This is a genomic window from Pseudomonas sp. LBUM1646 (assembly GCF_059716165.1).
Genome location: NZ_CP166810.1, coordinates 725,912 through 749,614 on the forward strand (window position 1 = coordinate 725,912; position 23,703 = coordinate 749,614).

General features: G+C 61.7%; 19 protein-coding genes. 7 read left to right on the forward strand and 12 right to left on the reverse strand.

Annotation, left to right across the window (positions count from 1 at the left end; all coding sequences use genetic code 11):
- Both ACA071_RS03155 and ACA071_RS03160 read left to right on the forward strand, forming a co-directional pair.
- Complete coding sequence (locus tag ACA071_RS03155; protein WP_497643087.1) at positions 1-213, forward strand: hypothetical protein; 213 nt, start codon at positions 1-3, stop codon at positions 211-213.
- Between the two features lie 64 nt (positions 214-277).
- Entirely contained in the window at positions 278-4,774 is a 4,497-nt protein-coding gene (locus ACA071_RS03160) for a hypothetical protein (RefSeq protein ID WP_497643088.1), read from the forward strand.
- 41 nt (positions 4,775-4,815) lie between these two features.
- Here ACA071_RS03160 and ACA071_RS03165 read toward each other — a convergent pair whose 3' ends face one another.
- The 4 genes from ACA071_RS03165 to ACA071_RS03180 all read right to left on the reverse strand — a co-directional run bounded on the left by ACA071_RS03165 (position 4,816) and on the right by ACA071_RS03180 (position 9,801).
- Entirely contained in the window at positions 4,816-5,826 is a 1,011-nt protein-coding gene (locus tag ACA071_RS03165) for a FecCD family ABC transporter permease (protein ID WP_497643089.1), read from the reverse strand.
- Positions 5,823-6,770 (reverse strand): ABC transporter substrate-binding protein, encoded by a 948-nt coding sequence (locus ACA071_RS03170; protein WP_497643090.1) that lies wholly within the window; start codon positions 6,768-6,770, stop codon positions 5,823-5,825. Before ACA071_RS03170 ends, ACA071_RS03165 begins: the two co-directional genes overlap by 4 nt.
- A complete protein-coding gene (locus ACA071_RS03175) occupies positions 6,767-7,555 on the reverse strand; it encodes an ABC transporter ATP-binding protein (protein ID WP_497643091.1) in 789 nt (262 codons plus the stop codon). Before ACA071_RS03175 ends, ACA071_RS03170 begins: the two co-directional genes overlap by 4 nt.
- A gap of 125 nt (positions 7,556-7,680) precedes the next feature.
- Positions 7,681-9,801 carry a TonB-dependent receptor gene (locus tag ACA071_RS03180; protein WP_497643092.1) on the reverse strand — a complete coding sequence of 707 codons (2,121 nt, stop codon included), beginning with the start codon at positions 9,799-9,801 and terminating at the stop codon, positions 7,681-7,683.
- Between the two features lie 299 nt (positions 9,802-10,100).
- Here ACA071_RS03180 and ACA071_RS03185 point away from each other — a divergent pair, with 299 nt between their 5' ends.
- Positions 10,101-10,430, forward strand: coding sequence for a hypothetical protein (locus ACA071_RS03185; protein ID WP_497643093.1), 330 nt, complete (start codon positions 10,101-10,103; stop codon positions 10,428-10,430).
- 60 nt (positions 10,431-10,490) lie between these two features.
- Here ACA071_RS03185 and ACA071_RS03190 read toward each other — a convergent pair whose 3' ends face one another.
- From ACA071_RS03190 to cbiE, 8 genes are all read right to left on the reverse strand, one after another.
- Complete coding sequence (locus tag ACA071_RS03190; protein WP_497643094.1) at positions 10,491-11,867, reverse strand: PepSY-associated TM helix domain-containing protein; 1,377 nt, start codon at positions 11,865-11,867, stop codon at positions 10,491-10,493.
- A 111-nt stretch (positions 11,868-11,978) separates the two neighbouring features.
- Positions 11,979-14,096 carry a TonB-dependent copper receptor gene (locus ACA071_RS03195; RefSeq protein ID WP_497643095.1) on the reverse strand — a complete coding sequence of 706 codons (2,118 nt, stop codon included), beginning with the start codon at positions 14,094-14,096 and terminating at the stop codon, positions 11,979-11,981.
- Positions 14,097-14,285: 189 nt separating this feature from the next.
- Positions 14,286-14,708: a DUF2946 domain-containing protein gene (locus ACA071_RS03200; protein WP_497643096.1), complete on the reverse strand. Its 423-nt coding sequence runs from the start codon at positions 14,706-14,708 to the stop codon at positions 14,286-14,288.
- Between the two features lie 20 nt (positions 14,709-14,728).
- A complete protein-coding gene (locus ACA071_RS03205) occupies positions 14,729-15,208 on the reverse strand; it encodes a copper chaperone PCu(A)C (RefSeq protein WP_497643097.1) in 480 nt (159 codons plus the stop codon).
- A 48-nt stretch (positions 15,209-15,256) separates the two neighbouring features.
- Entirely contained in the window at positions 15,257-15,655 is a 399-nt protein-coding gene (locus ACA071_RS03210; RefSeq protein ID WP_497643098.1) for a DUF2946 domain-containing protein, read from the reverse strand.
- A 298-nt stretch (positions 15,656-15,953) separates the two neighbouring features.
- A complete protein-coding gene (locus ACA071_RS03215) occupies positions 15,954-16,688 on the reverse strand; it encodes a cobalt-precorrin-6A reductase (RefSeq protein WP_497643099.1) in 735 nt (244 codons plus the stop codon).
- Positions 16,685-17,782: a cobalt-precorrin-5B (C(1))-methyltransferase gene (locus ACA071_RS03220; RefSeq protein ID WP_497643100.1), complete on the reverse strand. Its 1,098-nt coding sequence runs from the start codon at positions 17,780-17,782 to the stop codon at positions 16,685-16,687. The genes ACA071_RS03215 and ACA071_RS03220 overlap by 4 nt, the downstream gene beginning before the upstream one ends.
- On the reverse strand, positions 17,775-18,986 hold the full coding sequence (cbiE, locus tag ACA071_RS03225; RefSeq protein WP_497643101.1) for a precorrin-6y C5,15-methyltransferase (decarboxylating) subunit CbiE: 1,212 nt from the start codon (positions 18,984-18,986) through the stop codon (positions 17,775-17,777). The genes ACA071_RS03220 and cbiE overlap by 8 nt, the downstream gene beginning before the upstream one ends.
- 144 nt (positions 18,987-19,130) lie before the next feature.
- Between cbiE and cobG the strand changes: the two genes are divergently transcribed.
- From cobG to cobJ, 4 genes are read left to right on the forward strand one after another with little or no spacing between them, the layout of a single operon-like run.
- Positions 19,131-20,432: a precorrin-3B synthase gene (cobG, locus tag ACA071_RS03230; RefSeq protein WP_497643102.1), complete on the forward strand. Its 1,302-nt coding sequence runs from the start codon at positions 19,131-19,133 to the stop codon at positions 20,430-20,432.
- The gene (locus ACA071_RS03235) at positions 20,425-21,051 is read left to right on the forward strand and encodes a precorrin-8X methylmutase (RefSeq protein WP_497643103.1); all 627 of its coding nucleotides are present in this window, start codon (positions 20,425-20,427) and stop codon (positions 21,049-21,051) included. Before cobG ends, ACA071_RS03235 begins: the two co-directional genes overlap by 8 nt.
- A complete protein-coding gene (locus ACA071_RS03240) occupies positions 21,051-21,782 on the forward strand; it encodes a precorrin-2 C(20)-methyltransferase (protein WP_497645262.1) in 732 nt (243 codons plus the stop codon). The genes ACA071_RS03235 and ACA071_RS03240 overlap by 1 nt, the downstream gene beginning before the upstream one ends.
- On the forward strand, positions 21,782-23,479 hold the full coding sequence (gene cobJ / locus ACA071_RS03245; protein WP_497643104.1) for a precorrin-3B C(17)-methyltransferase: 1,698 nt from the start codon (positions 21,782-21,784) through the stop codon (positions 23,477-23,479). The genes ACA071_RS03240 and cobJ overlap by 1 nt, the downstream gene beginning before the upstream one ends.
- The last annotated feature ends 224 nt before the right edge of the window (positions 23,480-23,703 follow it).

Below are 23,703 nucleotides of genomic sequence, written 5' to 3' on the forward strand. Positions count from 1 at the left end.
ATGAACATTAGTATTTTTTTGATTGGCAGAGGCGGACTACTGAAGGCTGTTTTGCAAGGGCTGTGCCCGGTCGGCTTTTGGCAAGGAAATGTCGTGTTAGAGCGGTTGCGTGAGGATGGCGACGCACCAGGAAGGAACGCTGAGGATGCGCTGGTGCGGCGGGGCGCGCCAGATTGGGGCGCGATCGATGTGGGCGCGGTGACGATGCGATAAATATGTACCGCACGGTCTGCTCACGGATGTTGATCATGGAGGCTCTTTTTCAGGTGAGCAGCGCATGGACAGCACTTCTACCCCAACCCCTTCTTTCCCCGCCCTGGGGCCAATTTTCATCAGCGTCGACGACGCGGCGTACTGGGTTCATCGACAGATCGGCAGTCGCCGTGACCGGGCCTATGGTGGCGTCATCGTGCAGCGTGGCGATGGCAAGTTCCGGCCCACGCTGCCCGTGGCCGGGCGCATGGGCCAGTTCGATTTCGATGGGGTTCTGGTTCCCGGCACAACGCCTGAAGGCTACAGCGGCGTGGCCTATTACGTGTCCCACAGCGCGGAGCACGCCGAGGTGCAACGTTTGCATCCGGGCTGGACCGCCGAGCAGGTCAAGTTGTACCTCGGTTTCTTTTCCCGAGGGCATTTGTTGAGTCCTCTGCAGGACCCCGGTGCCTATGGCCAGCGGCATTATTTGTCCGGCCCGGACGGTTCGTTGATCAAATATGAATCCATCGAGCCGGCCGAGGAGAAGAAACTCTTCGCGCCCGGTTTCAAGCCCTTCGGCCCATTCAGTGACGTCGAGCATCTGATCCAGCAGGTGGCGAAGGTCGGCACCTTGAGTGTGTTGGTCGCCAATGCCCAATGGGGCGGTAAACGCGGCGAAGTCCCGATCAACTGGACCTTGGGCACGGCGGTCACGCTCTGGCCACTGCCAGAGGCGCAACCTTTTTTTGCACCCGTGTCTGACCAAGTAGACAGCGCCATCGCAGAGGCCGGCCAGGGGATAAATCCGCCGACCGGCAGTGTTTACCTGGGGTTTGTGTTGCGCTCCGCCGACAGCTCGGAGTGCATCGCCACCTATCCGTTCGAGTCGCGCTCGCCGGACGTTGCGCTGGTGAACACGTTCCCGATGACGGCGAATCGCAAACTCGAACCCCTGTTCGACTTCACCCTCGACGGGGTTTATTTCCTGTCTCGGCCAGACAGCGCCCGGAGCGCCCATGAGCCGTGGTTGTATGAACGTTTTTTTGCCCCGCAGGACCTGGCTGCCGGTATCCGCTTTTCGAAGCGCGACGGGCGTCGCCAGGAGTACGACGAATACCTGAAGGTGTACGCCTTGACGCAGGACGACGCGGTGTTGCAATACCAGCCTTCCATGCACATCCGCGAAGTCCCGCTGGAGGACAGTGCGGCGCTCAATGAGCAACTGAAGGCCGGTACGCTCTTGCCGGGGGATTACGTCCGGCAAGTCGCGGCTGCGGGAGTGTTGTCGGTGCTCAAGGGCAGTGCGCTGTGGGACGTCATCGGGCGCGTGGGTCCGGACTGGTTGCCCTATGCCGGATCGCGGCGGATCAGCCCGACCTTTGTCACGGCCGACGATGCGGCCCGTTACGCCCATGAGCATATCGGCAGTCAGCGTGATCAGGGCTATGTCGGCCTGATCCTGCAGGATGCCGATAAGCGTTTTGTCGCCACCCGGCCGGTTGTCTCCACAAGGCCCAGGTTCACTCTGGACCGGTTGTGCCCGCGGGAGGCCAACGGGACGCCGATCATTCTGGCCGAGGGTTACTCGCTACACGGGATGTACGCCTCGCGCTGGCGGGCAGATGCCAGAAGCGTGAACCGTACCGAGCAAAAGGAGCGGCAGATCGCGGAGCAAATGTTCACCGACGAAGACATTCGCACCGTGCTGGATGCGCGTAAGCAGGTGGCGGCGTTTTATCTGTGTGGCTCGGCGGACAGCCTGTTGGTGTATCGCCCGGATGAACGACAGTTGACGGCCATTGAACAGTTGCAGGCTCGGGTCGCGGTGCTGGCTGATGGCAACACCCTTGTCGGCCGTGAACTGGCCGCCAATACGCTGGAACCGAGCGCGCTGGTGACGGCACTGGCCGGTACCGGTGAGTTGCGTGTGGTGGTGGGTAACGACGTGTGGGGGCCGCGAGGCAGTGTTTTCGATGACAGCCCATCCATTACCGCGCCGGTGCTGGGCGCGATTTTCACGACCGTCGAACAAGCGGTGCTGGCTGCCCGCGACCACGGCCGGCTCGATTACCGCGCGGCGGCCTCGGGGCTGGGGTTTGTTCTCAAGCATAAGCAACGCGAAGATTTCGTGGCCACCGAAACCGCGTCGGCCGGGCGCCTGGATGAGCTCAACCGGGCGAGCGATTTCGGTGCCCCCGTGCTGATCGATGAGTACCGCACCCATTGTGTCTATTACGCGGCGCAGTGGATCGCCAAAGGCTTGTCGACCGCCGACGCCTGGTTTGCCCGACACTTCATGCCCCTCACCGATCTGGTGGCCGCAATCTACGATGACAAGGCGACGCAACGCCTCAGCCATCACCAGGACTTGAACCTCTACATCGCGACGCTGGACGGGGCATTGCTGCGTTATCGGTATTCGACTTCCTCCACCCGGTTCGATCAAAAAGGTGCGCAGGAACTGCTGTCGTTGCTGGCCAACGACACGCCACCGTTCGCCAGGATCATTCAACTGATTGCCGGGGCCGGGACACTGGAGGTCTTGCACGCCAGTGAGTTGTGGGACGAGCCAGGCGTTGTCGGTGCGAGCTGGAAACCGTATGCGCTGATTCAGCGTCGCACCTTGAGCCCGGCGTTCCTCTGGCAGGATGACGCCGCACGCTATGCACTGGCGCAGTTGGGCCGGCGACGGGACAGGATCTACGGTGGTCTGGTATTGCGCCGAGCCGATGGCTTGTTTGTCGCCACATTGCCGGTGGCGGTGGACGTCGAGGATTTTCCGGTCAGCTGGATTCGACTGAATGAACTGGCGGACAAAGGCTTGTTTCTGGCCGGGAGTACGGTGGTCGCCCGTTATCATTCCCGGATGGCGGTGGAGCCGATCTTCGCGCTGTCGGCTCAGGAACGCGACGTCTACCTCAACATGTTTTCCACTGATTTCCTGTCCGCGATTCTGCCAAGCCCCGGGCTGTCGCCATCACAGTCGCCCGGCAAGGAATACCTGCTGGGGCTCGACGGCAGCCTGATCAGCTATACCTTGCGGGGCAATGCCGCCGAGAAACAATTGGCCCAGGCGTTGGCATCGCCCAGCCAACTGCAGCGCCAGCAAAACCCGACCGAACTGCAGTTGCGCAGCGGCGCACTGGCCCCGAGCGAGTTCGTTAACCAAGTGGCCAGGGCGGGGCGTTTGCAAGTGGTTCAGGGCAGCCGCTTGTGGGGCGAGCCGAAACGGGTGGCCGGGTGGGTTGCCTATCCGGCGGCGATCACGACGGTGCTCCAGAGATTTGCCGTGTCCGATCCGGCGTTAAGCCCGGTTTTCACCCAGATGGACGATGCCATGCGCCATGTCCATCGAACGGCGGGCGCGCGGGATAGCCTGCGCTTCGGGTTTGTCCTCAAGTCGCTGAGCGCCGAGCGTTATGTCACCACCCTGCCTGTCGCCGGAGGGCAGGGCAGCCTCACGGTCGAGCGGGTTTTCGCCCAAGGACTGCTGCCGCTGGGCTACAGGGTTGTGGGCCTCTATCTGTGTCTGCCGACCGGTCCATGGCAACAGTCCGATGACTTGAGCCGCAGCTTTGTCTCGCCGCAGGAGCTGGCGCGCGGGCTTGATGCCGTCAGGGTGACCACGGCTAAGGGCGACACGTACCTCAAGCTTTATCTGACCTGTGCCGACGACGCCCTGTTGCGATACGAGCCGCTGAGCTCGGCTACCGAATGGGCCAGTTTTCCTGCGACGAGTGCCTATGGGGAAAAGCTGAAATCCGGTCAGGAACCGTTGCTTGAATACCTGCGCAAGGTGCTCAAGAGCGGTGAGCTGCGGGTGGTGGTGCGCAGTGCTTTCTGGTCGCCGTTCAGGGTGGACGCCAAAGGAGTGAAAACCGGTATCGGACTGGTGCGGTGGCCGCGGGATAACCGCTTTGCCCTCGGGCCGATATTCGCCCACGCCGATGATGCGGCCCGCTCGATGCAGCAACAGGTCGGAGCGTATGTGGGCCAGCAGTATCTGGGTGGTGTTCTGCACCATCAGGCCTCGGCGTCGTTTGTGCCCATCGAACCGCTGGAAGATGGTCCTGACAGTGACGCCGCCTCCCGGCTGTTTTACTCGGGGCCTGGCGGGCCGATTGCCCCGGTGTCCGGGCCGGGTTCGCAACCGTTGCCGTTGCCAGTGTTTCCTCAGGACTACAAGGTGGTGGGGGTTCATCAGTTTTATAAAGCGGTGGAAGTGATGGTGGCGGCGCCGAGCGCTTTCGATCGGCAACTGATGGACAATCTGGCGCTGGCCGACCTGAAGTTCAGCACCGAGGTCTTGCAGAGAAGCGGGGTGCCGGGCTCCAGTTGCTACCTGACCTGTCGCGGTGGCGCCTTGCTCAAGTTCACACCGAACTACACGGCGAGCGAGAAAGCGCTCCTCGATGAGGGTTTGAAGCTTGAGGCTGCCGGGTTTCTTCGCAGGCTGCTGGGCGTCAGCAAGTTGCAGGTGTTGGCGGTTGATGGGTTTTGGAAGCGTCCAGGGTTGGTGAGTGCGGGCTGGGTGCAGTCCGGGCAAGCGCCGGTGAAACCTGGTCATGATGAGCTTTGATCACTGACCTGTACGGCGCCGAGCCTCGCTCCCACAGGGGCTTAGCGGCGGCGCATCAGGCCGATGAAAAACAAGCCACCGATGGCGGCGGTGGCGACGCCGATGGGCAAGTCTTCCGGGGCGATCAAGGTTCGAGCGGCCACATCAACCCAGACCAGAAACACACTGCCGAGCAACACGCACACCGGCAGCAACCGACGATGTTCGGCACCCACCATGCGCCGGGCGATGTGCGGCACCATCAGCCCGACAAAGCCGATGGAGCCGCTGATCGACACCAGTACACCGGTCATCAGCGAGGCGATCAAAAACACCCGCAACCGCACGGTACGAGCGTTGAGCCCGAGGGTCACGGCAGTCTGCTCGCCGGCCATCAACGCGTTCAACGGTCGGGCCATCCCCAGCAGCAGAACCAACCCGAGCAACACGCTGGCAGCGGGTACCGCCAGCAATTCCCAACGTGCCAATCCGAGCCCGCCGAGCATCCAGAACATCACCGCCGAACTCGCGCGGTGATCGCCGAGAAACAGCAGCAAATTGGCAATCGCCATCATCACAAACGACACCGCCACGCCGCACAGCAGCAACCGATCGCTGTCCAGTCGACCGTTGCGGTTGGCGATCATCAGCACGATCAGCATGCTCGCCAATGCACCGATAAACGCCGCAATCGGCAGCGTCAGCAGACCGACGATTTCACCGACATGCAGCACCACAATGACCGCGCCGAGGGTGGCGCCGGAGGTCACGCCAAGCAAGTGCGGGTCCGCGAGCGGATTGCGCGTCACCGCTTGCAGCACTGCGCCGATCAACGCCAGCCCGGCACCGACCAGCGCACCGAGCAACATGCGTGGCACGCGGATCAGCCAGACGATGTGTTCCTGTCCGGCGGCCCAGTCGGGCACGCCGACACCCAACAGCTTGTGCAGCAAAATCCGCCACACCACATCCACCGGCACCCGCGCCGGGCCAACGCCCAACGACACCACGCACGACACCAGCAACAGTGCGCCGAGAGCGGTCAGCAGCAAGGCATAGCGACGATCGATCATTCGCCGTGGAAACCTTTGGCCAGGGTTTCAACCGCCAACACGTTGTCGATCCCCGGCGTGGCTTGTACGTAAGGGATGACGATAAAGCGCTGGTTCTTGATCGCGTCCACCGATTGCAGGGCTTTGTTGTTGAGCAGGAATTGCTCTTTCTGTTCGGCGGTGACTTCGCCGTAGTCGACGATCACGATGACTTGGGGATTACGCTCCACCACATTTTCCCAGTTAACCCGGGTCCAACTGGCCTCGACGTCATCGAGAATATTGCGCCCGCCGGCCGCATCGATCAGCGCTTGCGGCATGCCGAGGCGCCCGGAGGTCATGGCCCGGTCTTCGCCGCTGTCGTAGAGGAACACGCGGGGTTTGTCCGCCGGCAGATCCTTGCGCACCGCAGCGACTTGCGCCTGCATCTCGGCGATCAAGGCGTTGGCGCGATCTTGCACGTCGAAGATTTTGCCGAGATTGCGCAAGTCGTTGTAGGTGTCTTCCAGCGTGGCGGCCGGGCGCTTCATGACGAAGGCGCAGGACTCGGTCAGCTCGTAGACGTTGATGCCCAACGGTTGCAGCGTCTGCGGCGTCAGGTCACCACCGACGCGCATGCCGTAGTCCCAACCGGCGAAGAAGAAATCGACGTTGGCGTTGAGCAGCGTTTCTACTGACGGGTACTTGGCCGCCAGCTCCGGCAGGCCGTCGAGTAGCGACTGCATGTCCGGGGTGACCGATTTCCAGCCGCTGACACCGCTGTAGCCAGCCATCTGCGGTTTGAGGCCGAGGGCGAGCATCATTTGGGTCATGTTGATGTCATGACTGACTGCGTGTTTCGGAGCTTGCTTGAACGTCACTTCGCGGTTGCAGCTCTGGACGGTCAGCGGGTATTTCGTCGCCTCGGCAAAGGCGTGGGCACTGCCCAGCAACAGAGCGAGGCACAGCAGGGAACGCACAGTCATGGTTGGGTTATCCAGGTGATTCGTGGGTAGCCGTGGAGGGGGTGGTCGTCGATCAACGCTTGGACGCCGAACACGTCGTGCAGCAGCGCGGCGGTCAGGACTTCTTTTGGCGTGCCGCTGGCGACGATGCGGCCGTGGTTGATCACGTACAACCGATCGCAAAAAGCGGCAGCCAGATTGAGGTCGTGGATGCTCGCCAGTGTGCCGATGTTCAGGCGTTTGACCAGTTGCAGCAATTCGAGCTGATAGCGCGGATCGAGGTGATTGGTCGGCTCGTCGAGGATCAGCAATTGCGGTTGCTGGGCCAGGGCGCGCGCAAGGATCACCCGCTGCTTTTCACCACCGGAAAGGGTGGCGAAGGCGTGGTCTTCGAAGCCTTTCAGGCCGACGGACTCCAAGGCTTGAGTGGCGAGGTTTCGGTCTTCGAGGGTGTCGCCATCGAACAGGCCTTTGTGCGGCGTACGGCCCATGGCGACCACTTCTTCGACAGTGAGTCCGAAGGCGTCCGGGAATTCTTGCAGGACCACGGCGATGCGTTGTGCGCACCAACGTGAGGATTGCTTCCAGACGTTGTGGTGATCGAGTTTCACTTCGCCGCTGTCGGGTTTGCTGAAGCGATAGGCGCAGCGCAGCAGGCTGGTTTTGCCGCTGCCGTTGGGGCCGATCAACCCGACAAACTCACCGGCGGCCACGTGCAGCGAGGCGTCACGCAGTTGGAACTGGTGATGACAGTGGCCGTGGCCCAGGGGTGTCCAGGCGAGGTGTGTGAGGTTCAGCGAGGTCATGCAAATTCCATAAGTGATCGTTCCCACGCTCCGCGTGGGAGCGCCTCAATGGACGCTCTGCGTCCGCTTTTTTGGACGCGGAGCGTCCCGGGCTGCATTCCCACGCAGAGCGTGGGAACGATCAATCAAAAGGTGTAATCAGCGGTGACGAAGAATGACCTTGGTTCCCCAAGAATCCACTGCTGTCCCTCATTGTATTGGCTTTGCGCATACTGCCGGTCAAACAGATTATTCACCTGCAACCCCAACGTCGTATTACGCAACGCCTTCCATGACAACGTGGCATCGACCACGGTGTAGCTCGGCAGCTCATTCTGGTTGGCCATGTCCGCATAGCGCGCATCGACATACCGCACACCCGCCTCGGCCTTCAGGTCATCGTTGATCGCCTTGCTCAGCCACAGATTCGCCGTGCGCCGTGGCACGTCTACCGGGCGATTGCCGTTGCGCGACACGGGCACGCCACTGACCACTTCTTCGAAGTCATCGTATTTGGCTTTGACGATGGCGGCGTTGGCTTGCAATTGCCAGGCATGTGGCAGTTGCAGATCAAGACTGGCTTCCAGGCCGTTGGACGATTGCTGGCCGACCTGTTGCTTGAGCGTCGGGTTGCTCGGATCGTCGGTCAGCAGCTTCTTTTTGACGATGCGATAGGCCGCCAGAGTGAACTCGCCGCGCTGGTCCCAGAACATCTGCTTCATACCGATTTCGGCTTGTTTGGCGGTGGCCAAATCGTATTGCTGTTGGCTCGGGCTCAGGGAAATCAAGCCGCCGACGCCGTCAGTACTGGTGGCGTACTGGCCGTAAAAGGAAGTATCCGGGGTCAAGGAAAACACCAGACCGGCCTTCCAGTTGTTGCCGGTCAGGGTTTTGTCGCTCTGACTGTCCTTGACCAGATCGGTGCGGTCGACGTGCACGTAATCGCGGCGCGCCCCGGTCACCAGGGACCAGCGTTCACTCAGTTGCGTGCGGTTCTCGGCGAAGGCTGACATCTGCTTCGTGGTCGACTGGAACTGACTGCGGTACGGATCGGCGCTTTCAAAGCGACCCGGTTGCGGGTGATACAGATCCACCGGTTGGCCATTCGGCAGCACGTCATTGAACGGCGAATTGCTCTCGAGCTGGAAGCGGATGCGGTTGTAATCGATGCCGGTGACGGTCTGGCTGTCGAGGCCAAACAGGGTGTGTTTGAACGTGAGCGTCTGACGATCACCGACCTGTTCCTGGGTGTGGCCGATGCCGTAATAACCGCTGCGGCTGAGCTGCCGGGTGTCGTGGTCGAAGTTGTAGTTCTCGGCGTTCTGCCAGCGGCGCTGGGCCTTGAGGTAATACAGTTCGTTGCTTGAACTGACGCTGTCGGAGATCTGCCAGTCGCTGGTCAGCCGCGTCCATTGATCGTTGTAGTGCTGCTTGTCGTTGCTGACGTTGTAGTTCTTGTCCCGCAGGCTTTCTTTGAAGCGGCCATCGATCAGCGGCGTGCCGAAGTCGTTCATCGGCTGTTGATCGCCGTAGTCGTGGGCGAGGGTGAACGCCAGATCGTCGGTCGCCTGCCAACGCAGGGCGACGCTGATGAAGTCGCTGGCGGAATCGCCACGATCGACCCAGCCATTGCTGCGCAGGCGATTGAGGTTCAGGCGATAGCTCAAGGTATCGGTCAGCGAGCCGCCGCTGTCGAAGGCTTGCTGCTGACTGTCGTAGGAACCGTAGCCGACGCGCAGGTGGTTTTCGATCTCGCCCTCGAAGGGTTTTTTCGGGATCACGTTGACCACCGCACCGGTCGCGCCTTCGCCGTACAACACCGACGCCGGGCCACGCAGCACATCGACGCGTTCCACCGACCAGGTGTCCACCGGAAAAGTCCCGGTACCCATGCCGGTGTACAGGCGGTTGCCGTCATACAACTGCATCACCGAACTCTGCCCGGTAAAACCCCGCGCCGACAACGACGTGCCGCCATCCCCCGGCGTGCCGGTGCGGCTGATGCCCGTGCTGCGCGACACCGCGTCCTGCACGCTGCGATCACCGCGCGCGCGAATCTGTTCGCCCGTCAGGCTTTCGACACTGGCCGGGGTTTCCATGGCCGTGAGGTTCAGGCGCGAACCGGCGGTGGTCGGCGTGTTCAGGCTAACGGTTTCATCGTCAACCGCCGGCGCGGTGATGCTGCCGGTGGGCAATGTCAGCGCTTGCGCCTGGGCGTTGTTGTTCAGGGCGAGCAGGCAAAGGCTGGACAAGAGGTACTTGTTCATCGGGGCGGTGAATCACTTCTGCAAAGAAAACCCGCAACAATCCTGTTGCGGGCGGGGCGGCACATTCGCGTTATACAGTAACACTAAAAATGGCCGCGAGATAAGCGCGCGAAGTCTACAGATCCCTCTAACGCGCGCATCTCGGCTGATTCATGATGAAGGTGAGGCAGATTCAGTTTCACCACACTAGTGTGCTTTTAATCGCCAAATTTTATAGCGCACTGTCAATATTGACAGTAGATGTGCCTCTGTCCCGGCGATAGGTTGGGCATGAGTAACGTCTGCTAGGAGTGTCACAAATGAAAACGTCAAAAAAGTGTTTCATTGCGATTACGTTATCTTTCCTGATGTATGGCCAAGGTTGCCTGGCGGAGGATTCTGATCCGGTGCTGCGCTGCCAATCCAACTGGTTTGCAAGTTCCGCCTACAAAACGTGTCAGACCCCGGTGATGATGAATAATGGTTCAACGCTTTACGAAATCGTCAACGCCAATAGCCCTGGCTGCCTAATTAAAGTTGGATGTCTTAATCAGGCTCAACGCCAGGTCTCCACAGAATTTCAAGGTGCTCCAGATCAAGTCACCACACTCAATAACTGCAATGGGACGCTCAGACCCGGCGGCTGTTGATGCAACCTGAAAGTCGCTCGGGGCGCGGCTCAGGGGTGTTCAACTGAACCGTAGACCTGATCAAGCGGACGGTGTGGATTGTGTCGCACTAGTCCAGCGGGACAGCAACACGCGATCCAGCACCCAGACCACAATCAGCGAGGCCCCCACCAACGGAAATAGCACCGCCAGCGCGAGCATGATCGCCACCCCGGTTTTCCATTTCGGCAGGTCGTGGCGTAGCGGCGGAACACCGAACTTGCCTTGTGGGCGACGCTTCCACCAGATCACCACGCCGCTGACGGCACTGAGCAGAATCATCAGGCAGATCAGCAGCACGATGATCTGATTGAACGCACCAAACATCTTGCCTTCATGCAGCATTACGCCGATTTCCGTGGCGCGGGCGACGGCGCCGTATTGCTCGTAGCGCACGTCGGCGAGGACGTCGCCGGTGTACTGATCGACGTGCAGGGTGGCGTCGTTGCGCGGGTCGTCGGCGAACACCGCGATGGTGAACACGCCGGTCGCGGTGGTCGGCAAGGTGATGCTGTAACCCGGTTCGACCTTGCGTTGCACTGCGATGTTCTGCACGTCTTGCAAGCTGATGGTCGGTGCGGCAGGACCGGCCGGTGCGGCGCCGTGGGCCATGTGTTCGGCGTGGTCGCCGGACATCGGCATCGGCGTGTTTTCCATCGCCCAAGGCACGGTCTGGCGGGTGGCGCTGTTGAGACTGCGGGCCTCGACGTCGGACTTCGGCACGTTGTCCCACATCGCCGCCGGGAAGGTGTTCCAGACCTCGGCGTACTGCTTGCCCCAGAAACCGGTCCAGGTCATGCCGCTGAGCAGCATCACCAGCAAAAATGCCGCGCCCCAGAACCCGGTGACCGCATGCAAATCACGCCACAAAACGCGGCCGCGACTGGTCAATCTTGGCCATAGAACGCCGGCATACTGACCCCGCGGCCACCACAGGAAGACACCGGACACCACCAGCACCACGCCCCAACCAGCGGCAAGTTCCACCAGCCGATCTCCGACGGTGCCGATCATCAACTCACCATGAATCGCCCGGGCGAGGGCTTGCAGGTTCTTCTTGGCGTCTTGTTCGCCGAGGATGTCGCCGTGGTACGGGTCTATGAAGACATTCAGCTCCTGAGCGCCGTTGATGACGACAAACTGCGCGCTGCGTTCGGCGTTGACCGGTGGCAGGTATTGTTTGATCTGGCCTTGTGGATACGCCTGTTTCACCCGCTTGAGCAGGTCGTCGGCGGAGGCCGAGTGATTCCCTGCGGGGACGTTCATCAGGCTGCCGTACATCAATGGGTCGAGTTGCGGTTTGAACAGGTAAATGAGGCCGGTCAGGGCCAGCATCACCATGAACGGTGCGACGAATAACCCGGCATAGAAATGCCAACGCCAGGCCAGGTTGTAGAAGTTGGGTTTGGGCTGTTTCATCACGTGTGCTCCGCTTTGGCGATATTTGTTGTCTGTTAAAGATCGCAGCCTCGTTTCACTCGACAGCTCCTACAGGGCAGCCGAAGGCTGCGATCTTTTGACTTTTTGTTGTTAGAAACTCATATCCACCTTGGTCCAGAGCGTGCGCCCCGGTTCGTTGATGGCTTGCGGGTCATTGGCCGGATAACCAAAACCGGCATTCCCCGCCAGGTTCAAATGCTCGGCATAAGCCTTGCCGAACAGGTTGTCGACGCCCGTGCTGACCTTCCAGTTCTTGTTGATGCGATACGCGCCGTTAAGCGAGAACACGCCGAAACCCGAGCTCTTGTCGAAGTCCTTGCCGACCACGTTGCCCTTGTTCTGGTCGATGCGGTTCTGTGCCGCCACCACCCGCCACAAGGCCCCGGCGCTCCAGTTGTCTTCGCTGTAGGTCAGGCCGAAACGTGCGTCCAGCGGCGGCATTTGCGGCAGTGCCTTGCCATCGCTGCTGTTCTTGCCCCAGGCGTAGGCCAGGGTCGCGTCGGCTTTCCAGTTGCTGGTCAGCTTGTAGGCCGCACCCAATTCGCCGCCCATGATTCGTGCGTCGATGTTCTGTGCCTGTGAGGTGGTGCCCATCATGGTCGGCGTGTAGTTGAACAGGATGTAATCGCGCACCTGACCGACGTAGCCCGAGGCCCAGGCTTCGAGGTCTTCGGTCTTGTATTGCAGGCCGAAGTCGAGCTGGGTGGTTTTCTCAGGCTTGATCGAATCGAAGGCATTCACCGAACCGGCCGGACCGGATTTCGGTGAAAACAGCTCCCAGTAATCCGGGAAACGCTGGCTGTGACCGAGACCGGCGTACAGCGTGGTCGGGCTGTCCGCCAGGTCATGCTCATAGCGGACGAAGCCGCTGGGCAGGGTGTCGGCGCGGGTTTTGTCGGCGGTCGGGTTCGGCATGCTCATCATCCCGGAACCGGTGCTCTGTCGATAATCCTTGGCCGAAGCGCGGTCCACTCGCGCACCGGTAATCAGCCGATCACGGTCGGCGGCGTACCAGGTCAATTCGCTGAACACACCGTAGTTATGGAAGTCGGCGTCCTTGGTGTAGGGCAGGGCCTTGTAGGTGTCGATGCCCATGCTGCTGCGCTGGCGATGTTCGTTGGTCTGCGCGTCGAGGCCGCCGATCAGTTGCACGTCGGCCCAGAGCCAAGTGGCCTTGATCCGTGCGCCGAGGGTGCGGCGGTCGACGTTGGAGGCCATCGGCCCCGACATCATCCCGGTGCCCGACGGCGTGCGCAGGGTGTAGTTGTCCATCACATGATCGGCGTAGTTGTAGTAGACCTGCGCTTCGATCTTATCCAGCACGTCGCCGATGTTGGACTTCTCGAAACGCAGCCCAAGGCTTTCGCGTTTGAACTGCGAACCGTCCATGCCACGTCCGGCGTAACGCGCTTCGCCGTCGCCCTTGCCGGCGGTCAGCTCCAGCAGGGTGTCGGCGTCCGGGGTCCAGCCGACCGCGACATCACCGTTCCACTTGTCGTATCGCGACGCCACGGTGTCGTTATTGCCGTCCTTGTAGTCGTCGGAGTGCGCGGTGTTGCCGATCACTCGCACGTAACCCAAAGAGCCGCCCGCCGCGGCATCCACCACTTTGTCGAAGCGACCGTTGGAGCCGGCCAGCACGCTGGCGTTCACCCGGGTGCCGAGTTCGCCGAAGTGTTCTGGCTCTCGGTCGAAGAGGATGGTCCCGGCCGAAGCGCCCGGTCCCCAAAGGACGGTTTGCGGGCCCTTGATCACGGTGAGTTTGTCGTAGGTTTCCGGCGAGATATACGAGGTCGGCGCGTCCATCCGGCCGGGGCAGGCGCCGAGCATCATGCTGCCGTTGGTGAGGATGTTTAGCCGCGAACCGAACATGCCGCGTAACACCGGATCGCCGTTGGTGCCACCGTTGCGCACCAGCGCGAAGCCGGGAATGGTCTTCAGGTAATCGCCACCGTCGCTGGCCGGCACCGGTTGGCGCGGGTCCTTGGGGTTGGTGACGATGGTCAGCGGCGAACTTGGTGCGATGGCGGTGATCACCGTCGGGCTCAGTTCTTCGGTGTGGCCGGCGTGTTCATCGGCCAGCACCATCGGGGTCAGCAACACGCCGCAAAGGACTGCGGTGGCGTGCCTGAAACGAAGACGGGATTCGTTCAGGGCAAAAGATGTTTGGGTGCAGCTCAAGCGTGTGTCAGCAGAAAACCTGGACATGACAATTTCCATCGAACAGTCGTAAACGACACGGTCGGCAGCCTGCGCAATCCCTGTGGGAGCGAACCTGCTCGCGAAAGCGGCATGTCAGACGACATTAATGTTGACTGACACTCCCTCATCGCGAGCAAGCTCGCTCCCACAGGGTGCTTTGGCTGTCTTCAGACCGTGTGAGATCGGGGTAAGTGTTTACGCGACGATGGGTGGCGCGCGGGTTCGGGCGCCGGGGAAGAACGGTTGCCGGGAATGACCCCAGCGAGGGGAGGGTGTGGTGAAGGTGTTGGTGGGCGGTGTGTCGAACGCGACGAAGGACTGGCCGCCGGTGAGCGCCGGGCAGTTGAACAGCAGGCTGCAATAGCCGCATTTTTCCCAGAGTGCGTGGTGTTCGGCGGCGGGCGGGCAGTGTTCTGCGGCTTGTTCGCCGTGGTCGTCCATGCTCATGTCCATCGACATGCTCATGGACATTGAGGCGCGTTGATCCATCGGCATCGACTGAGAAATCAGTGGACCGATAAAGATCATCATCATGGCGAACAGGCTGATCCAGCTGCCGCGGGTCAGGCTTAACGACTGACGGCGGGGCTTGGATGACCTGGCGCTAAGGGCGCGCATGGCGTTTTCTGCTCAGGCGACTACTGGGTGTGGGCGTGCATCTGCATGTCTTGCGGCGGCTTCTTCTGCACCGAGACTTCGACTGTCACGTTGCCGGACTTCTCGAAGTGCATCGTCAACGGGAAACTTTTTCCATCGCTCAGCAGGCTGCGATCTTTCAGGTTCAGCAGCATCACGTGATAGGCCATCGGTGCAAACGTGACGTTGCCACCAGCAGGGATTTCGACGCTCGGCACTTGCTGCATTTTCATCAAATCGTTCTGCATGACGTGCTCATGCAACTGCGCTTCGCCAGAAATCGGCGAGTCGACGCTCAGCAGTCGGTCAGCAGTCTTGCCGTTGTTGTGAATCACGAAGTAAGCCGCCACGGTCGGTGCGTTCGGTGGCAACTCCTGCGACCACGGCTGGGCGATTTCCAGCTCGCCGGCCTTGAATTCATGGGCATTGGCAAAACAGGCAGGCAGCAGCAACGCGGCCAGAACGATAAGTTTGTTCAACATGGCAGTTCTCCAGAACGATTCAAAACGCAGGTCAATTGCGAGAACGAATCACCCCAGAGGGGAAGCGCGGGGATTGAGGCTCGGCCATTGCTGGCGCGGTGTAGGCGTGTCGAGAGCGGCGGCGGGTAGGCTTCGATTGGCCTCGATCCGCGCGAAATACAGCTGCGGCACATGCCCCGGCAACGCCACCAATGGCGCAGAACCCGAGCAGCACCAGCAATGCTGCATGTTGGAATGATCGTCGTTCTGCGGGGCTTTCTGGTCGAACGTGCCCAAGGAAATCGCCACCATCTTCGTCCCGCTGGACGTACAGAAACTGCCCCACAGCAACTGTTCGGCGGGTGATTTCGCCGACTGCGCCATCGCTCCGGTCATCGGCATGGCGAGCATATTGAACAGCACTGCAAAGCAGGCGATCCAGGCAAATGCGAGCCGTTGTCGGGACATGGGACAAATCCGGTGGGTGGGCGATCAGGCGCGGCTATTTAGCCTGATCAGGGCCGATAAGTAAAAAAGCGGCGTGCGGTGTGGTGTCGCATCAGGCTGCCTTCATAAGCTTCATGATAGTCGTCAATTTCAGTTTGCCAGTGCCATACAACTCAGGCCTCCCACTTTTTTGTAGCAGCTGGCGAAGCCTGCGTTCGGCTGCGCAGCAGTCGTCAATCCGGACACCTCGGATCATCTGAAACACCGCACTGGCTGATTTTACGACTGCTGCGCAGCCGAACGCAGGCTTCGCCAGCTGCTACAGGTGTGTGGTGGTTTCCGCTTTCAGGGCTGTCAGCACGTCCGCTACCGACCCAAACTCCCGATCAACCCCCACCAACACTGGCCGCTTCAACACCAACACTGGCACGCCACGTTCCCGCGCCACTTCCAGTTTCGGCTCGGTGGCGGTGCTGCCGCTGTTTTTGCTGATCAGCACGTCGATCTGCCGACGTTCGAACAGCTCGCGTTCATCCTCGATCACAAACGGCCCACGGGCGCCGATGACTTCGCAGCGTTCGTTGCCGGGGTAAACGTCGAGTGCGCGTAAGGTCCAGAATTGCTCCGGCGGGATTTCGTGCAGGTGTTGCAACGGCTCGCGGCCGAGAGTGAACAGTGGCCGGCGGAAGGGTTTCAGCGCTTCGATCAATTGCGCCCAGTCACTGACTTCGCGCCAATCGTCCCCAGCCTGTGGTTGCCAGGCCGGACGCCGCAGCGCCCAGCACGGGATGCCGCACAACTTAGCGGCGGTGGCGGTGTTCTGACTGATTTGCGCGGCGTAGGGGTGGGTGGCGTCCAGCAGCAGTTCAATGCCTTCATCGCGAATGAATTGCGCCAGGCCTTCGGCCCCGCCGTAACCACCGACGCGAACCTGACAGGTCAAGTCCGTTGGCACGCGACCGACCCCAGCCAGGCTATAAATGTGTTCCGGTCCCAGCTTCCTGGCGATGGCTAAGGCCTCCGTGACCCCCCCGAGCAACAACACTCGCTTCATTGAAAAGCTCCTGCATGGCCGACAATCCCGCCCTGGCGATCAATGGCAAACACCTCGACCTGAACCTGCGCCGGCACCACGCTGCGGGCAAATTCCAGCGCATGCCGACACACTTCATCACCGAGGGCGACCCCGGCAGCACTGGCCATGGCCAGCGCTTGCTGACTGGTATTCGCCTCGCGGATCGATTGCTGCAATGCCTCATCAGCACCCATCGCGGCAGCCCATTCGGCCAGTTGCGGCAGGTCGATACTCGAATGCCGACTGTGCAAATCCATATGCCCGGCCGCCAGTTTGCTGATCTTGCCGAAGCCGCCGCAAATACTGAGCTTATCCACAGGCACTTTGCGCAGATGCTTGAGTACCGCGCCGACGAAGTCGCCCATTTCGATCAGGGCGATTTCCGGCAGGTCGTAGACCCGGCGCATGGTGTCTTCGCTGGCGTTGCCGGTGCAGGCGGCGATGTGCAGGTAGCCGTTGGTTTTTGCAACGTCGATGCCCTGGTGGATCGAGGCGATGTAGGCCGCGCAGGAAAACGGCCGGACGATGCCGCTGGTGCCAAGGATCGACAACCCGCCAAGAATTCCCAGGCGCGGGTTCATGGTTTTCAGTGCCAGGGCTTCACCGCCCTCGACGTTGACCGTGATCTCGAAACCGCCGCTGTAGCCCAACTCCTCGGCCAGCAATGACAGGTGCTCGGTGATCATCTTGCGTGGCACCGGGTTGATCGCCGGCTCGCCGACGCTTAGCACCAGACCGGGCCGCGTCACGGTGCCGACGCCTTGGCCGGCAATAAAGCGAATCCCCGGCTCGGCGCCCAGGCGCACGTGGGAATAGAGCAATGCCCCATGCGTCACGTCCGGGTCATCACCGGCGTCCTTGATGGTTCCGGCTTCGGCGCCATTGTCGTTCAAGCGGCAAAATTCCAGGCGCATCCGTACCTGTTTGCCCTTGGGCAGGACGATCTCCACCGCGTCAGCAGTCGCGCCGCTGAGCAACAGCCGCGCGGCGGCGAGGCTGGTGGCCGTGGCGCAGCTGCCGGTGGTCAGGCCACTGCGCAGGGGCGCGGGTTGTTCGGCGGTTTCGTCACGCATCGAGTGGTTTCGTTACATCGAGCAGGGTGATAGGCAGTGCCTGACGCCAGGTATCGAACTCGCCCAATGGCTGGGCCTGAGCGATATGGATGCGCGTGAGTTCGCCGCCCTGTTGTTCGCGCCAGGCCATCAGGGTCATTTCGCTTTGCAGGGTCACGGCGTTGGCAATCAGTCGGCCGCCGGGCTTGAGTTGGGCCCAGCAGGTGTCGAGCACGCCGGCACGGGTCACGCCTCCGCCGATGAAAATCGCATCTGGGCGTTCGAGCCCGGCCAGTGCTTGCGGCGCGCTGCCGCGAATCAGTTGCAGGCCCGGGACGCCCAAGGCATCGCGGTTGTATTCGATCAACAGCTGCCGACCGTCATCAGCTTCGATGGCCAGCGCCCGGCAGCTCGGGTGAGCGCGCATCCATTCGATGCCGATCGAGCCGCTGCCGGCGCCGACGTCCCACAGCAATTCGCCGGGTGTCGGCGCAAGGCGGGCGAGGGTGATGGCGCGCACGTCGCGTTTGGTCAGTTGGCCGTCATGTTTGAAGGCTGAATCCGGCAGACCGGCCAGGCGTGAAAGCCGCGCGGTGCCGGGTTCGGCGATGCATTCGATGGCGATCAGATTCAGGTCGGCGATGGTGGGGTCGGTCCAGTCGCTGGCAACCCCGTCGATGCGCCGCTCGGCGTCACCGCCCAAATGTTCCAGAACGGTCACCCTACTCGGTCCGAAACCGCGCTCCCGCAGTAACGCCGCAATGGCTGCCGGGCTCTGCCCGTCATTGCTCAACACCAGCAACCGCACACCACTGAACAATTGCCCGTTGAGCGCGGCGACCGGGCGAGCCACCACCGAAAGCGTCACCACGTCCTGCAACGGCCAGCCCATACGCGCCGCTGCGAGGGAACAAGAGGACGGTGCCGGCAGGATCAGCATCTGCTCGGCGGGCACTTGCCGTGCGAGGCTGGCGCCGACGCCAAAGAACATCGGGTCGCCACTGGCCAGCACACACACCGGCTCGCCATGATGCTCAAGCACCGGAGCCAGGGAAAACGGACTCGGCCACAACTGCCGCTCGCCACGAATGCACACCGGCAGCAAATCCAGTTGGCGCTGGCCACCCATGATCCGCGAAGCACCCAGCAGAGCCCGTCGGGCGTTCTTGCCCAGGCCCTTGAAGCCGTCTTCACCGATTCCTACTACTGTCAGCCAGGGCTGCATCTGCCGTCCTCAAAAAAAGTCCTCAAACGGACTGTTCCGACGGGCAGGCTTTTCATGCCGTCGAACAAAGCAGGCATAATACCGCGCCTTCGCCCGTGAAGCGCCTATCCCACATTGCCGGTCGCCCCCTTGAACGAACGCCCGATGTCCACCGCCTTACGCCCCTCGGCCTGTCCGGGGTTGCTGCGTATCGTCCAGGCGCTGGATGGCGGTATCTGTCGGATCAAGTTGAATGGCGGTTCGATCAGTGCCGATCAGGCTGAAGCCGTCGCCAGCGCGGCCGAACGTTTCGCTGGCGGCGTGATCGAGGCGACCAATCGGGCCAACCTGCAGATCCGCGGGATTGGCAGCGAACACACGGCATTGATCGACAGCTTGCTGGCCGCCGGATTGGGCCCGCGTACGGCGGCGGGCGACGATGTGCGCAATCTGATGCTCAGCCCGAGCGCCGGGATTGATCGGCAAATGCTGCTCGATACGCGCCCGTTGGCCGAGCAGATCCTCGGCAGCCTGCAAAGTCATGAACGTTTCCATGAGTTGAGCGCCAAGTTTGCCGTGCAACTCGATGGCGGTGAAGGTCTGGCGATGCTCGAGCATCATCATGACCTGTGGTTGAGCGCCGTTGAACAGGATGGCGAGCGCTTGCTGGCGTTCGGCCTGGCCGGATGCCCGACGGAGAATCCGATCGGTGCGGTGCAGCTGGATCACGGCCACGCACTGGTGATCGCGGTGCTTGAGTTGTTCCTCGACCTGGCCCGCCCCGAGCAAACGCGCATGCGTCATCTGCTGGCCGAATACCAGGTGACCGGGTTTGTCGCGCAACTGGCCGAGCGTGTGCCGCTATTGCCCGTCACCAGCGCGCCGCGTGCTTCGACCGTTCTGCCTATCGGTGCTCATCCACAGCGTGAGCCCGAGCAAGTTTATGTGGGCGCGGTACCGCCATTGGGCCGGCTCGATCCTGCGATGCTTCGGGGCGCAGCAAAACTCGCCCGCGAATTCGGCGACGGCAGCCTGCGTTTAACCCCATGGCAAAGCCTGCTGCTGCCCAATATCCACGAAGGCGACGCCGCTGAAGTTATCCACAGCCTGGAAAACCTGGGCCTGCGCTGTTCGGCAGACGATGCCTTGGCCCATGTGATCGCTTGCACCGGTTCCGCCGGTTGCGGCAAAGGCCTGTCCGACACCAAGAACGATGCACGGCAATTGGCGGCACTGCTGCAACGTCACGGCCAAATCCTGGATGTGCACCTATCCGGCTGCCCACGTTCCTGCGCCGCCGCGCACATTGCGTCAGTCACCTTGCTGGCGGTTTCTCCCGGTCACTACGACCTCTATTTTCGCGATGCAGCACTGCCGGGTTTCGGCGCGCTGCACGCACGCAACCTTACTATTGAAGCGGTCGCGACCTTGCTCGACGCCCGCTCACGGAGCCCCCTTGATGCTTGATTACATCCGCGACGGTCAGGAGATCTATCGCAACTCCTTCGCGATCATTCGCGCCGAGGCCAACCTCTCGCGCATCCCGGCCGACCTGGAAAAACTCGCGGTGCGGGTGATCCACGCTTGCGGCATGGTCGAGGCTATCGACGGTCTGCAATTCTCCGAAGGCGCCGGCAAGGCCGGGCGCGATGCCTTGGCCGCTGGTGCGCCGATCCTGTGCGACGCGCGAATGGTCAGCGAAGGCGTGACCCGCGCACGCCTGCCCGCCAACAATCAGGTGATCTGCACCCTGCGCGACGACAGCGTGCCCGAGCTTGCCCGTGAACTGGGCAACACCCGCTCCGCCGCCGCGCTGGAACTGTGGCGTCCGTACCTGGAAGGCAGCGTCGTTGTAATCGGCAATGCGCCGACCGCGCTGTTCTACCTGCTGGAGATGATCGACGCCGGCGCCCCGAAACCGGCGCTGATCCTCGGCTTCCCGGTAGGTTTCGTCGGTGCTGCCGAATCCAAGGCGATGCTCGCGGCGGACAGTCGCGGTGTGCCGTTCGTTATCATGCGAGGCCGATTGGGCGGTAGCGCCATGGCCGCCGCTGCCGTCAATGCCCTCGCCACGGAGATCGAATGATGCAGCCACCTGGACGCTTGATCGGCCTGGGCGTCGGCCCCGGTGATCCGGAACTGATTACCGTCAAAGCCCTGCGCTTGCTGCGCGAATCGCCGGTGGTGGCGTACTTCGTCGCCAAGGGCAAGAAGGGCAACGCGTTCGGCATCATCGAAGCGCATCTACAAGAAGCGCAAAACCTGCTGCCGCTGGTGTACCCGGTGACCACTGAAGCGTTGCCGGCGCCGCTGTCCTACGAGCAAGTAATCAGCGATTTTTACGACACTGCTGCCGAGCAACTTGCGGAACACTTGGATGCAGGCCGCGATGTGGCGGTGATCTGCGAAGGCGATCCGTTCTTCTACGGTTCCTACATGTACCTGCACGATCGCCTGGCCGAGCGCTACGTCGCCGAAGTGGTGCCGGGTGTCTGCTCGATGCTTGGCGGCGCTTCGGTGCTGGGTTCGCCGCTGGTGTATCGCAATCAGAGCCTGTCGGTGTTGTCCGGCGTGTTGCCTCACGAAGAATTGAAGCGGCGCCTGGCTGATGCCGATGCAGCGGTGATCATGAAACTGGGGCGCAACTTTCCCAAGGTGCGTCAGGTGCTGGAAGAACTCGGCATGGCCGGGCGTGCGCTGTACGTCGAGCGCGCAACCATGGCCAATCAGAAAATCGTTCCGCTGGATGAAGTCGAGCCGATGTCGTCACCGTACTTCTCGTTGATCATCGTGCCCGGCGAACGGTGGCAAGGTTGATGGGCCGTCCTGCTCCGGCCATTGTCATTCTGGGCAATGGCAGCCTCGCCACGGCGCGCCGGATTCAGCAGCGCTACCCGGAAGCACTGATCCACGGCCTGGCCGAGCGGGTTGAAGGCGCCGACCGCAGGTATAACGAGTTCGGCACGACCCTGCGCGAGCTCTATCTGCAAGACACGCCAATCATCGCCCTGTGTGCGGCCGGCATTGTCATCCGCACCCTGGCGCCGTTGCTGCTGGAAAAAGGCGCCGAGCCGCCAGTGCTGGCCGTGGCCGAAGACGGCAGCGCCGTGGTGCCGTTGCTCGGCGGTCTGGGTGGCGTGAATGTGTTGGCGCGGGAGATCGCGGCAGCGCTGGATGTTGCCGCAGCTATCACCACCAGCGGTGAACTACGTTTTGGCACCTGCCTGCTCAACCCGCCCAGCGGTTATGCCCTTGGCGATCTGGAGCTGGGCAAGCGTTTCGTTTCGGATTTGCTGGCGGGCGAGTCCGTACGCATCGAAGGCCCGGCGCCGTGGCTGGCGGAAGCGCAATTGCCGGAGGATCAGCAGGCGCGATTGGCGATCCATGTCGGTCATGCCGAGCGGCAGCCGAGTGCCAATGAACTGCTGATTTATCCGCGCAACGTGGTGGTGGCGGTGACGACGGGGACGGCTGAGGCCATTCGCACGGCGTTGCATGAGGCGAATATTGCCCTGCAATCGCTGGCCTGTTTGTTGGCAGGTGAAAGCGATATGGCCAACGGCGCATTGCGCGAGGCCGCACTGGCGCTGGGCGTACCGCTGCGTTTCAGCGCTCGGTTCGGGACTGTGCTTGAGCAGGCGCGGGACGCTGTGCCGGCGCTGCTGACGTCTATCGAAATCAACGCATCGATGGCCATTGTGGTCGCCACCGAGCCCGTCGATCCGCTGCTGATTGGCCGTCCTCGCGGGCGTCTGGCGGTGATCGGCCTCGGCCCCGGCGCCGCTGAACTGATGGTGCCCGCGGTCAAGGCCGAACTGGCCCGCGCCAATGATGTACTGGGCTATGAAACTTACGTGCGCATGGCCGGCCCGTTCCGCGCCGATCAAGTGATGCACTGCACCGACAACCGTGAAGAGATGCTGCGTGCCCGCCACGCTTTCGAACTCGCGGCCCAGGGGCGTTCGGTGGTCGTGGTGTCGTCCGGTGATCCGGGCGTATTCGCCATGGCCGCTGCAGTGCTCGAAGCCCTGCACGAATCGAGTGATGCGAACTGGCACAACGTCGATCTGGAAATCCTTCCCGGCGTTTCCGCATCGTTGGCTACGGCCGCTCAGGCCGGCGCGCCGTTGGGGCATGACTTCTGCGTGATGTCGCTCTCGGACAACCTCAAACCGTGGTCGATTATCGAGAAACGTCTGGACCTGGCCTCACAAGCTGACCTGGCCCTGGCTTTCTACAACCCGATTTCCCGCGCTCGCCCGTGGCAATTGGGCCGTGCCTTGGAGATCGTTGCACAGCATCGCACCGCCGAAACACCGGTGGTGCTCGGGCGTGACATCGGTCGCCCAGGTCAGACTTTACGCGTCACCACGCTGGGGCAATTGACCCCGGATCAGGTCGACATGCGCACCATGGTGCTGATCGGCTCCTCCACCACCTGCGTATTCCCCCGCGCTGAGGGTGGCGAGTGGGTTTATACCCCGCGCTGGTATGGCGACAAACCCGCTAGTTGAATGAAACGCCTCTTCGGGGGCGTTATTCCCTTTCTATTTCGGAATATCCGGTATTGATTGTTCAATGCCGGGTTGTCTTTTGTTGCGCCTGTTTAAGTTTCAAGTTGTGTTGACATTAATTGAATATCTTTGCGGTTTGAAAAAGCGCTGGTGAATCGTTAGTTTGGGTTCGCGATAGTTCTTGTGTTCGACAGTAAGCGTCTGAATAAAAGTGTGGGCTAACC

What these genes read in the sequence shown, in the direction of transcription:
- ACA071_RS03175 (WP_497643091.1), bottom strand. Translation starts at nt 7,555, where the DNA reads ATGACCTCGCTGAACCTCACACACCTCGCCTGGACACCCCTGGGCCAC.
- ACA071_RS03165 (WP_497643089.1), bottom strand. Translation starts at nt 5,826, where the DNA reads ATGATCGATCGTCGCTATGCCTTGCTGCTGACCGCTCTCGGCGCACTG.
- ACA071_RS03180 (WP_497643092.1), bottom strand. Translation starts at nt 9,801, where the DNA reads ATGAACAAGTACCTCTTGTCCAGCCTTTGCCTGCTCGCCCTGAACAAC.
- ACA071_RS03210 (WP_497643098.1), bottom strand. Translation starts at nt 15,655, where the DNA reads ATGTCCCGACAACGGCTCGCATTTGCCTGGATCGCCTGCTTTGCAGTG.
- ACA071_RS03170 (WP_497643090.1), bottom strand. Translation starts at nt 6,770, where the DNA reads ATGACTGTGCGTTCCCTGCTGTGCCTCGCTCTGTTGCTGGGCAGTGCC.
- ACA071_RS03220 (WP_497643100.1), bottom strand. Translation starts at nt 17,782, where the DNA reads ATGCGTGACGAAACCGCCGAACAACCCGCGCCCCTGCGCAGTGGCCTG.
- cobG (WP_497643102.1), top strand. Translation starts at nt 19,131, where the DNA reads ATGTCCACCGCCTTACGCCCCTCGGCCTGTCCGGGGTTGCTGCGTATC.
- cobJ (WP_497643104.1), top strand. Translation starts at nt 21,782, where the DNA reads ATGGGCCGTCCTGCTCCGGCCATTGTCATTCTGGGCAATGGCAGCCTC.
- ACA071_RS03190 (WP_497643094.1), bottom strand. Translation starts at nt 11,867, where the DNA reads ATGAAACAGCCCAAACCCAACTTCTACAACCTGGCCTGGCGTTGGCAT.
- ACA071_RS03240 (WP_497645262.1), top strand. Translation starts at nt 21,051, where the DNA reads ATGCAGCCACCTGGACGCTTGATCGGCCTGGGCGTCGGCCCCGGTGAT.
- ACA071_RS03235 (WP_497643103.1), top strand. Translation starts at nt 20,425, where the DNA reads ATGCTTGATTACATCCGCGACGGTCAGGAGATCTATCGCAACTCCTTC.
- ACA071_RS03205 (WP_497643097.1), bottom strand. Translation starts at nt 15,208, where the DNA reads ATGTTGAACAAACTTATCGTTCTGGCCGCGTTGCTGCTGCCTGCCTGT.
- ACA071_RS03195 (WP_497643095.1), bottom strand. Translation starts at nt 14,096, where the DNA reads ATGTCCAGGTTTTCTGCTGACACACGCTTGAGCTGCACCCAAACATCT.
- ACA071_RS03215 (WP_497643099.1), bottom strand. Translation starts at nt 16,688, where the DNA reads ATGAAGCGAGTGTTGTTGCTCGGGGGGGTCACGGAGGCCTTAGCCATC.
- ACA071_RS03200 (WP_497643096.1), bottom strand. Translation starts at nt 14,708, where the DNA reads ATGCGCGCCCTTAGCGCCAGGTCATCCAAGCCCCGCCGTCAGTCGTTA.
- ACA071_RS03160 (WP_497643088.1), top strand. Translation starts at nt 278, where the DNA reads ATGGACAGCACTTCTACCCCAACCCCTTCTTTCCCCGCCCTGGGGCCA.
- ACA071_RS03185 (WP_497643093.1), top strand. Translation starts at nt 10,101, where the DNA reads ATGAAAACGTCAAAAAAGTGTTTCATTGCGATTACGTTATCTTTCCTG.
- cbiE (WP_497643101.1), bottom strand. Translation starts at nt 18,986, where the DNA reads ATGCAGCCCTGGCTGACAGTAGTAGGAATCGGTGAAGACGGCTTCAAG.
- ACA071_RS03155 (WP_497643087.1), top strand. Translation starts at nt 1, where the DNA reads ATGAACATTAGTATTTTTTTGATTGGCAGAGGCGGACTACTGAAGGCT.